Origin of the sequence: Bacteroides sp. AF29-11 (assembly GCF_003602895.1) — a bacterium.
GTDB classification, from domain to species: Bacteria; Bacteroidota; Bacteroidia; order Bacteroidales; family Bacteroidaceae; genus Bacteroides; species Bacteroides uniformis.
Map to the genome: position 1 here is coordinate 212,255 of NZ_QTLY01000010.1, position 9,955 is coordinate 222,209.

Below are 9,955 nucleotides of genomic sequence, written 5' to 3' on the forward strand. Positions count from 1 at the left end.
TTATTTTTTAATCAAAACCTCATCTACCATACCATATTCTTTGGCTTCCTGGGCTGTCATCCAGTAGTCACGGTCAGAATCTGCCCATACCTTGTCAAAGGGAGTGTGGGAGTGGTCGGCGATAATGGTATAAAGTTCTTTCTTCAACTTCTGGATTTCACGTGCCGTGATTTCAATATCCGAGGCCTGCCCCTGGGCACCTCCCATCGGCTGGTGTATCATCACGCGGGAGTGGGTCAATGCGGAGCGTTTGCCTTCGGCACCGGCAACCAGCAATACGGCTGCCATGCTTGCCGCCATTCCAGTACAGATGGTAGCCACATCACTACTGATGAACTGCATGGTATCATAAATACCCAGACCGGCATATACCGAACCGCCCGGCGAATTGATATAGATGGAAATATCCTTGCCCGGATCCACCGAATCCAGATAAAGCAACTGAGCCTGCAAAGTATTGGCTGTATAGTCATCAACCTGCGTACCGAGGAAAATGATGCGGTCCATCATCAGACGGGAAAACACGTCCAACTGCGTTACATTGAGCTGGCGTTCCTCGAGGATATAGGGATTCAAATAGCCGGCTTGTGATTTAATCACATCGTCCAGCACCAAACTGTTCATACCAAGATGCTTGGTAGCGTATTTTCTAAAATCATCCATTTCTTTCTATTTTTTAATTTATAAGGATACAAAGAAACAAAAAAGAACACAGAGACACAAAAAAACACAGAGTTATAGTTTGTCAAACTCTGTGTTTCTTTATAAATTTTAGCCGTAGGCTCACATTACTCTTATGCAAACATCTTATTGAACTCTTCAGCAGAAACGTTCTTATGCTCCAGTTCCACCTGAGACTTCAATGCTGTAGCCAATTTAGATTCAACCACACGATTAACCAAGCCTTCTATGCTCTCTTTCTTCTTAAGCATTTCCTTTGAGTAGTTTTCCAGGATTTCTTCAGGCACACTCATCATACCATATTGTGCAAACTGTGCGCGGGTAGCTTCCTTAGCCATGTTTGTGATGTCTTCCTGCTCAACCTTGATATCATTGGCTTTCACCAGCTGTTCTTTAATCAGGTGCCAAGTCAGCTCTTCGATGCTCTTGTCATAGTTGTCCTCTACAAAGCTTTCTTCCTTGTCAGGATTGTTCAGACGCATAATGCGCTTCAGTAATGCATCCGGGAATTCCAGCTTGCCTACTTTCTCTGTCAGCATCTTACGTGCGTCAATCAAGAACTTATAGTCACTGTCTGCCACGAACTGGTTGGCAATAACTTCCTTCACTTTGGCACGGAATTCCTCTTCCGTTTTCACATTACCTTCGCCAAATACCTGGTCGAAAATTTCCTGAGTCAAGTCACCCGGAACGAAACGTGTGATTTCTTCTACCTGGAAGCTGAAATTGGATTTTACTTCGGGAGCAGCTTCCTTGTCAATCTTCAATAAAGAAGACAATTCGGCAGCATTTCCGTCCCAAGCAGTATTCGGATTGAATACAAGCACATCGTTCACTTTTGCACCGGCAAAGATAGCTTTCTGTTCATCATTTTTCATGTACGAAGGCATCATTACAGCACCTTCCACCTGAATACCACCCTCTTTGGTATTACCTTCTTCATCCAGTTCAGCAAGCAAACCTTTCAGCATGTCATTGTCCTCGTAAACGTCTACCTTGTCATACTTGCCGTTACGTTGAGTGTAAGCCTTGACCTGGTTATCCACCATTTCGTCTGTAACTTCAATAGTATAGTAATCTACCTTATCTTTTGCACTGACTTCAGCTTTAAATTCCGGAGCCAAAGCAATATCAAACAAGAATTCGAACTCTTCCATAGTATCGAAATCAATTTCCTGCTGCTTGTCTTCGTTGGGCAAAGGCTCGCCCAATATATTTACCTTATTGTCCTGGATATACTTATATACTGTTTCTGAAAGCAGCTTGTTCACCTCTTCAGCCAATGCAGACTTACCATACATTTTCTTAACTAAGCTCATAGGAACCATTCCCTTACGGAAACCGGGAATCTGTGCCTTCTGACGGAAGCTCTTCAATGATTTGTCTACTTTTTCCTGATAATCTGCTTTCTCAAGCTTTACAGTAAGCAGTGCGCTTACTTTGTCAATGTTTTGTAATGAAACGTTCATTCTGACAATTATTTATTTGATTTATACTTTGTTCCATATCTCAAATGGGCGTGCAAAATTAGCGTTATTCTTTCAATTATCAAAAGAACATTGCCGATTTATTTCAGTTTAATTCTTGGATAGAGCGGTAGAAGAGCCCAACCATCGGACTGACAACGGAGGACGTTTATGGGAAAGATACTCAGGGAAAAGACGATGATAAACCGAACCGTCCAGTTTCTATGAAGAGAAATGGGAGTTGCCCGAAGGCACGACAATCTACAAAAATAATTAAGGAAAAACATTGTTTATCCGAATTTTATGCGTTTCTTTGTCGCGGAATGATGGCGCATTAGTTTTTCGATTTCCATTACATGGTTTTTACTTCCGTTTTCAAGAACGCTTTTGTAAACTCTCTGTCGTTGTAATCCATTTATTATTCAGCCTTCCTTCCAAGAGAGTTTTATTCATTATATTTATTTTATCAATTTCATTATGAACATTTATGTTGGAAACCTTAACTACCGCGTTAAGGAGAGTGACCTGCAGAAGGCAATGGAAGATTACGGCACAGTATCTTCTGTAAAATTTATCAATGACCGCACCACCGGACGTTTCAGAGGCATCGCTTTTGTAGAAATGGAAGATGACGCTGCTGCAGCTAAAGCTATTGCCGAACTAGACGGTGCTGAATTCTTCGGCCGCCAAATGGTAGTGAAAGAAGCAAGACCTCCAAAATATTAATCATAGAGATTTAAGGAGAAATAAAAAAGGCCACTGAATGAGTGGTCTTTTTTATTTCTATCAATCGACAGTATCCGGGATTACTTCATAAAATCCTTGCGACGAAGTACGAAGCTATTACTCAGGTACTTTTCACGTACAATCTTATTCTCGGCCAACTCTTCCGGCGTACCCTGGAACAGAATTTTTCCTTCAAATAGCAGATAAGCACGATCGGTAATGCTCAGCGTCTCCTGCACATTGTGGTCAGTAATCAAAATGCCGATATTCCTATCTTTCAACTTCCACACAATCTGCTGAATATCCTCCACTGCAATCGGGTCTACACCAGCAAAAGGCTCGTCCAACATAATAAATTTGGGGTCAATGGCCAGACAACGGGCAATTTCTGTACGGCGCCGCTCGCCACCTGACAACTGGTTACCCTTGTTCTTCCTTACCTTCTGCAAGCGGAACTCTGCAATCAGGCTCTCCAGCTTGTCTTTCTGATACTCCAAAGGCTTGTCAGTCATTTCCAGTACAGATGCAATATTGTCTTCCACACTCATTTGACGGAACACGGAAGCCTCCTGCGCCAAATAACCGATACCCGTCTGCGCACGCTTGTATACCGGATATTTCGTTATATCCAAATCATTCAAGAAGATACGTCCCTCATTGGGAGTAATCAGCCCTACGGTCATATAAAACGAAGTTGTCTTACCGGCGCCATTCGGCCCCAGCAAACCGACAATCTCCCCTTGCTTCACATCAATGGACACATGGCTCACTACCGTACGCTTTCCGTACTTTTTCACCAAATCCTCCGTACGCAGCACCATGCTACCTTCCTCCCGTGGCTCTGCCCCGGCAGTCAAGCTTGGTCCGGCCTGCAGATTTTCCTTAACTTCCTCTACATTGTCCTTTATGCCTTTTTCTTCTTCCATACTCTAAAGGTTTTCGCCGCAAATGTAGCAAAAATAAGCCGAAATAGTGTACATTTGCATTCAAATACTTATATGTCATGTTTAAAGCACTTAAGACAGTGGGACGATATATCATACTGATGGGACGCGTATTTGCCCGTCCCGAACGTATGCGTATGTTTTTCCGCCAATATGTCAACGAGTTGGAACAGCTCGGCGTGAACTCTATCGGCATCGTATTGCTGATATCGTTCTTCATCGGAGCTGTAATCACCATACAGATAAAGTTGAACATCGAGAGTCCTTTCATGCCTCGATGGACAGTGGGATATGTAACCCGAGAAATCATGCTGCTGGAATTCTCCTCCTCCATCATGTGTCTGATTCTGGCAGGAAAGGTCGGGTCAAACATCGCCTCGGAGCTGGGCACCATGCGAGTCACCCAGCAGATAGACGCCCTTGAAATTATGGGTGTCAATTCTGCCAACTATCTCATCCTACCGAAAATTGCCGCTATGGTGACAACCATTCCACTGATGGTGACGTTCAGTATATTCGCCGGTATCATAGGTGCCTTCTGTACTTGCTGGTTCGGCGGCATCATGTCGGCGGTAGATTTAGAATACGGCTTGCAGTACATGTTTGTCGAATGGTTTATTTGGTGCGGCATCATCAAGTCGCTGTTCTTTGCCTTTATCATTGCCAGCGTATCGGCATTCTTCGGTTACACCGTCGAAGGCGGTTCCATCGAAGTGGGCAAGGCGTCCACCGACTCCGTAGTATGCAGCAGCGTACTTATCTTATTCGCCGACCTAATATTAACTCAACTTTTAATGGGATGATTGAACTGAAAGGACTTTGCAAATCATTTGAAGAAAAAGAGGTACTGAAAGATATCAATGCCACTTTCGAGAATGGAAAGACCAACCTGATTATAGGGCAGAGCGGTTCGGGAAAAACCGTACTCATGAAATGTATCGTGGGTCTGCTGACACCGGACAAAGGAGAACTGTTGTATGACCACCGCAACTTCCTCGCCATGGGAAAGAAGGAAAAGAAAGCGCTCCGCCGGGAAATGGGAATGATTTTCCAAAGTGCCGCGCTGTTCGATTCCATGACGGTACTGGACAATGTGATGTTTCCACTGAACATGTTCAGCAACGATACCCTGCGCGATCGGACTCGTCGTGCCATGTTCTGCTTGGAGCGTGTAAACCTGATTGAAGCCAAAGACAAATTTCCCGGAGAAATCAGCGGCGGTATGCAGAAACGCGTAGCCATTGCCCGTGCCATTGCCCTAAACCCGCAATACTTGTTCTGTGACGAGCCGAATTCAGGACTTGACCCCAAGACCTCGCTTGTCATCGACGAACTGATACAAGATATAACCCGAGAATACAATATGACTACTCTCATCAACACTCATGACATGAACTCTGTAATGGGTATCGGAGAAAAAATCATCTATATTTACGAAGGACACAAAGAATGGGAAGGCAATAAAGACGATATCTTCACTTCCACCAACGAGCGGTTGAACAGTTTCATATTTGCATCTGACCTATTCCGGAAAGTCAAAGAAGTGGAGATACAGAACCTTGAAGGATAAAACCACACCTCATTTTCTAACCTATTACATAAGAAAGCGTCCGGAAGCTATGTTCCGGACGCTTTCTCTTCATAAAACCAGTTAATAGAATCGACTATATCATCACGATATATTTTACTTCTGCCGGATATAGATATTTATCGGAGTTCCGGTCAACTTCCATTTCTCACGCATCTTATTTTCCAGGAATCGTCTGTAAGGCTCTTTCACATATTGTGGAAGATTTGCAAAATAAACAAATGACGGCACCTGGGTATTGGGCAACTGCGTAATATACTTTATCTTGATATACTTACCCTTAATTGAAGGGGGTGGATACGCCTCGATAAGCGGCAGCATTTCCTCGTTCAAACGAGCTGTCGGAATACGCGTCATACGATTTTCGTACACATCACGCGCCTCTTCCAATACCTTCAGAATACGCTGTTTGGTCAGTGCCGAAGCAAAGATGATAGGAAAATCCACAAACGGAGCGAAACGGTTGCGGATAGCATCTTCGAAAGTCTTCATCACCTTCACAGTCTTGTCCTTCACCAAGTCCCACTTATTCACCACAACCACCAGCCCCTTGGCATTCTTCTGTATCAAGGAGAAGATATTCAAATCCTGGCTTTCGATGCCACGCGTAGCGTCTACCATCAAAATACATACATCTGCATTCTCAATGGAACGAATGGAACGGATTACGGAGTAGTACTCCAAATCCTCATTCACCTTGTTCTTCTTACGGATACCCGCCGTATCTACCAGGTAGAAATCAAAACCGAATTTATTGTAGCGGGTATAGATAGAATCGCGCGTGGTACCGGCAATCTCCGTCACGATGTTGCGGTCTTCTCCAATAAAGGCATTGACTATGGAAGACTTTCCGGCATTAGGGCGTCCCACTACTGCAAAGCGGGGAATATCCTCGTCCAGAATTTCATCAGATTCCTTCTTGAACTTGCTGACGATAAGGTCCATCATATCGCCCGTACCGCTACCCGTTACAGCAGAAATACAATAAGGGTCACCCAAACCCAAGCTATAGAACTCAGGGGCATTGTATTGCAGTTCATGATTATCAGTCTTATTGGCAACCAGCAACACAGGCTTCTTGGCACGACGCAAGATGGCAGCTACCTGCTCGTCGAGGTCCGTAACCCCGTTCATCACATCCACCACAAACAGTATCACGTCGGCTTCGTCCACCGCCATCAATACCTGCTTACGAATCTCTTCTTCGAAAATATCATCAGAGTTCACTACCCAACCGCCGGTATCTACCACGGAGAACTCACGTCCCAACCATTCGGTCTTTCCATATTGGCGGTCACGGGTGGTTCCCGCTTCCTCATTCACAATTGCCTGACGTGTCTTGGTCAGACGGTTAAATAATGTAGACTTTCCCACATTGGGACGTCCTACGATTGCAACTAAATTTCCCATAGTTCACACTCTTTGTTTTTTGCGACTGTCACAGTCGTATGAATAACTCTTAATCCAGCTGATAACCAAAATTACGCAGTTCCTTGTCCGAACTCCGCCAATCCTTATCAACTTTCACAAACGTCTCCAGGAATATCGTTTTCCCGAAAAACCTCTCCAAATCACGGCGCGCTTCAGTAGCCACTTTCTTCAAAGCCTTCCCCTGCTTGCCTATGATAATACCTTTTTGCGAATCACGCTCCACATAGATTACGGCACTGATATGAATCTTCTTTGCCTCCTCCTTAAACTGTTCTACCATCACCTCCACCGAATAAGGGATTTCCTTATCGTAGTACAACAGAATTTTCTCACGGATTATTTCGGTCACGAAGAAACGCGCCGGCTTGTCCGTCCACTGGTCCTTGTCGAAATAGGGAGGAGAGTCGGGCAACAGCTCCTTCACCCGCTTCATGACATAATCCACATTAAATTTCGAAGTAGCAGAGATAGGAATAATTTCCGCCTTCGGCAGCAATTCCTTCCATGCTTCCACCAGTTCCACCAGCTTTTCCTGGTTGCTTAAATCAATCTTATTGATAAGCAGCAATACCGGAACGTCCAAGTGTCCCACTTTCTCCACAAAGTCATTATGCTTGTCGGGAGTCTCAACCACATCTGTCACATACAGCAACACATCCGCATCCGTCAATGCCGAAGTGGAGAAATTCAGCATGGACTCCTGTAACTTATAGTTTGGCTTCAATACACCCGGAGTGTCCGAAAACACAATTTGCATGTCATCCGTATTATAGATGCCCATAATCCGATGACGGGTGGTCTGCGCCTTGAAAGTGGCGATAGAAATGCGCTCACCTACCAAAACGTTCATCAATGTGGATTTGCCCACATTCGGATTTCCCACGATATTTACAAAACCTGCTTTGTGCATGACTTCAGTATTTGAATTGAGACAAAAAAACGCATCGAATCGAAATAGGATGCGTTTTTATCATATTATATTTAGCAATAGTATGTTACTGCTTCTTTCCGTCGTATCCCCACTTCACATACACGGCTCCCCAGGTAAATCCTGCGCCGAATGCAGTGAAAATAAGGTTGTCGCCTTTCTTCAGCTTATCTTCAAAGTCCCAGATGCAAAGAGGCAACGTAGCAGCACTGGTATTGCCGTAACGTTCGATATTAATCAGTACTTTCTCACGAGGAACTTCCAGACGATGTGCCACAGCATCAATGATACGAAGATTGGCCTGGTGCGGAATCACCCAGTCAATGCTATCCTTTGTCAGACCGTTTTTCTCGGCAATGGCCGCGCTAACATCCGACATATTGGATACGGCATACTTAAACACAGTACGTCCTTCCTGATAAATGTAATGCATGTGGTTGTCTACAGTAAAATAAGAGGGAGGACAAACCGACCCACCCGCTTTCATATGCAGGAAAGGCAAACCTTTGCCGTCGGTTCTCAGAATAGCATCCATAATACCTACATCTTCTGTTGTCGGCTCGAGCATGAAAGCTGCAGCGCCGTCTCCAAAGATAGGACAAGTAGCACGGTCTGTATAATCAACCATTGACGACATCTTGTCGGCTCCCACAATGATAACCTTCTTATATCTTCCAGAACGGATGAAATTGGCCGCCGTCTCCATCAGATAGAGAAATCCGCTGCAGGCTGCCTGCAAGTCAAAAGCATATGCATTTTTCAGCCTTAGCTTATCACATAAAATAGAAGCTGTAGAAGGGAAATGATAATCCGGAGTGGAAGTAGCTACAATCACCAGATCTATATCATCCGGATCCGCGCCAGTACGTTGCATCAGCTGTTTGGCAGCTTTACGCGCCATATAGGAACTACCTAACCCTTCTTCATTCAGGATACGTCTTTCCTTTACTCCGATACGAGTCATAATCCATTCGTCATTGGTATCCACCATTCTTGAGATTTCGTCGTTCGTCAAGACGTAATCAGGTACATAACCGCCGACTCCTGTAATTACTGCATTTATTTTTTCCATTAAAATCTTGTTTACTTATAGAACTACTGAAACAACGGTAGTCTAAAAAGGTTTGCTTATTAAATTACAAATCTTTTTAGACGCCCGATATTCAAGTATAAGTTTTAGTCAAACTGACCGTAATTATACGGCAGCTTCCTTTTCAACTGCAAGCTTACCTCTATAGTAACCACATGCACCACATACAGTGTGATATACATGCCACTCACCACAATTCGGGCAAATAGCCAGTGTAGGAGCTACTGCTTTATCATGAGTTCTTCTCTTCGCAGTTCTTGTTTTTGACTGTCTTCTCTTAGGATGTGCCATTTTCTTTAATCTTTAATTGTTATCTAATATTTTCTTTAATTCGTCCCAACGCGGGTCTACCTGCGTTTCTTCTTCATTCATCAGCTCCACCTCTTCTTCCGGAGCAAATGTGTCCTCAGCCATATCATCATCCGGAGTAGTGCGCATATGCTTACTCAATTTGCTGGTCATTGCCTTGTTACACTTACCCGGAGCATGCACATGCTTCATGGGGATGGCCAAAGCTACAAACTCGTACATAAACCATGCTACATTAATCTCACCTTCCTCTTCGGGAATTACAATGAGATTGTCACCTTCTTCGGCATATTCATGACCGAACTTAACCAGCAGCTTATCTGTCGAGCTGACAAGCTGTTCCATATCGTCCAAACAACGGTCACATGGCACCCACACCATTCCGTCTGTCTGGAAGTTCAATTCGAAAGCACGAGATGTTTTCTTTACAACTAACACCACATTGACTTTACCCTTCTGCACTTCCGGTCCATCAATATTGGCAAAGAAAAGGTTGTCTAGCACAAACTCATATTTGCATGAATCTGCTTGCATACCTTTCAGGTCTATTTTGTATTTATCAAACTTTCCCAAAGCTTCTTTTGTTTATTCGGGCGACAAAGATACGAATAATTATCCTCATTATGTAGTATTTAGAGTAAAATATTCATTTTTTTATGTTCATTTCACCCTGATATCACTACAAATCAGCAGAAAACTCATGGCCTAAAACACAAGAACAATCCATGCCGGCATCCAAGTATATGTAAAGATATAAAACGAACAAAGCCTCCGTATCCTTATCAGACACGG

General features: G+C 43.9%; 11 protein-coding genes. 3 read left to right on the plus strand and 8 right to left on the minus strand.

Annotated features, from left to right (window positions below):
- Together clpP and tig are read right to left on the minus strand one after the other, a co-directional pair.
- Entirely contained in the window at positions 1–663 is a 663-nt protein-coding gene (gene clpP, locus DWZ03_RS17665; RefSeq protein ID WP_005829555.1) for an ATP-dependent Clp endopeptidase proteolytic subunit ClpP, read from the minus strand.
- Positions 664–794: 131 nt separating this feature from the next.
- On the minus strand, positions 795–2,150 hold the full coding sequence (gene tig / locus DWZ03_RS17670) for a trigger factor (RefSeq protein WP_005829551.1): 1,356 nt from the start codon (positions 2,148–2,150) through the stop codon (positions 795–797).
- A 474-nt stretch (positions 2,151–2,624) separates the two neighbouring features.
- On the opposite strand from tig, the gene DWZ03_RS17675 reads away from it, so the two are divergent.
- Positions 2,625–2,873, plus strand: a complete 249-nt coding sequence (locus DWZ03_RS17675) for an RNA recognition motif domain-containing protein (protein ID WP_005829545.1) — start codon at positions 2,625–2,627, stop codon at positions 2,871–2,873.
- An 80-nt stretch (positions 2,874–2,953) separates the two neighbouring features.
- On the opposite strand, the gene lptB is transcribed toward DWZ03_RS17675, so the two are convergent.
- Positions 2,954–3,694 carry an LPS export ABC transporter ATP-binding protein gene (gene lptB / locus DWZ03_RS17680; RefSeq protein WP_034523256.1) on the minus strand — a complete coding sequence of 247 codons (741 nt, stop codon included), beginning with the start codon at positions 3,692–3,694 and terminating at the stop codon, positions 2,954–2,956.
- Positions 3,695–3,876: 182 nt separating this feature from the next.
- Between lptB and DWZ03_RS17685 the strand changes: the two genes are divergently transcribed.
- Together DWZ03_RS17685 and DWZ03_RS17690 are read left to right on the plus strand one after the other, a co-directional pair.
- Entirely contained in the window at positions 3,877–4,620 is a 744-nt protein-coding gene (locus DWZ03_RS17685; protein ID WP_005829541.1) for an MlaE family ABC transporter permease, read from the plus strand.
- Positions 4,617–5,387: an ABC transporter ATP-binding protein gene (locus DWZ03_RS17690; RefSeq protein WP_005829539.1), complete on the plus strand. Its 771-nt coding sequence runs from the start codon at positions 4,617–4,619 to the stop codon at positions 5,385–5,387. Before DWZ03_RS17685 ends, DWZ03_RS17690 begins: the two co-directional genes overlap by 4 nt.
- Before the next feature lie 114 nt (positions 5,388–5,501).
- On the opposite strand, the gene der is transcribed toward DWZ03_RS17690, so the two are convergent.
- The 5 genes from der to DWZ03_RS17715 form a co-directional block, all read right to left on the minus strand.
- Positions 5,502–6,815, minus strand: a complete 1,314-nt coding sequence (der, locus tag DWZ03_RS17695; RefSeq protein WP_005829538.1) for a ribosome biogenesis GTPase Der — start codon at positions 6,813–6,815, stop codon at positions 5,502–5,504.
- A 49-nt stretch (positions 6,816–6,864) separates the two neighbouring features.
- The gene (era, locus tag DWZ03_RS17700) at positions 6,865–7,746 is read right to left on the minus strand and encodes a GTPase Era (protein ID WP_005829536.1); all 882 of its coding nucleotides are present in this window, start codon (positions 7,744–7,746) and stop codon (positions 6,865–6,867) included.
- A gap of 85 nt (positions 7,747–7,831) precedes the next feature.
- Complete coding sequence (locus DWZ03_RS17705; protein ID WP_005829534.1) at positions 7,832–8,836, minus strand: beta-ketoacyl-ACP synthase III; 1,005 nt, start codon at positions 8,834–8,836, stop codon at positions 7,832–7,834.
- A gap of 123 nt (positions 8,837–8,959) precedes the next feature.
- Positions 8,960–9,145 carry a 50S ribosomal protein L32 gene (gene rpmF, locus DWZ03_RS17710; protein WP_004288267.1) on the minus strand — a complete coding sequence of 62 codons (186 nt, stop codon included), beginning with the start codon at positions 9,143–9,145 and terminating at the stop codon, positions 8,960–8,962.
- 12 nt (positions 9,146–9,157) lie between these two features.
- Positions 9,158–9,736 (minus strand): DUF177 domain-containing protein, encoded by a 579-nt coding sequence (locus DWZ03_RS17715; protein WP_005829530.1) that lies wholly within the window; start codon positions 9,734–9,736, stop codon positions 9,158–9,160.
- Positions 9,737–9,955: the final 219 nt, after the last annotated feature.

What these genes read in the sequence shown, in the direction of transcription:
- clpP (WP_005829555.1), bottom strand. Translation starts at nt 663, where the DNA reads ATGGATGATTTTAGAAAATACGCTACCAAGCATCTTGGTATGAACAGT.
- tig (WP_005829551.1), bottom strand. Translation starts at nt 2,150, where the DNA reads ATGAACGTTTCATTACAAAACATTGACAAAGTAAGCGCACTGCTTACT.
- DWZ03_RS17675 (WP_005829545.1), top strand. Translation starts at nt 2,625, where the DNA reads ATGAACATTTATGTTGGAAACCTTAACTACCGCGTTAAGGAGAGTGAC.
- lptB (WP_034523256.1), bottom strand. Translation starts at nt 3,694, where the DNA reads ATGGTGCTGCGTACGGAGGATTTGGTGAAAAAGTACGGAAAGCGTACG.
- DWZ03_RS17685 (WP_005829541.1), top strand. Translation starts at nt 3,877, where the DNA reads ATGTTTAAAGCACTTAAGACAGTGGGACGATATATCATACTGATGGGA.
- DWZ03_RS17690 (WP_005829539.1), top strand. Translation starts at nt 4,617, where the DNA reads ATGATTGAACTGAAAGGACTTTGCAAATCATTTGAAGAAAAAGAGGTA.
- der (WP_005829538.1), bottom strand. Translation starts at nt 6,815, where the DNA reads ATGGGAAATTTAGTTGCAATCGTAGGACGTCCCAATGTGGGAAAGTCT.
- era (WP_005829536.1), bottom strand. Translation starts at nt 7,746, where the DNA reads ATGCACAAAGCAGGTTTTGTAAATATCGTGGGAAATCCGAATGTGGGC.
- DWZ03_RS17705 (WP_005829534.1), bottom strand. Translation starts at nt 8,836, where the DNA reads ATGGAAAAAATAAATGCAGTAATTACAGGAGTCGGCGGTTATGTACCT.
- rpmF (WP_004288267.1), bottom strand. Translation starts at nt 9,145, where the DNA reads ATGGCACATCCTAAGAGAAGACAGTCAAAAACAAGAACTGCGAAGAGA.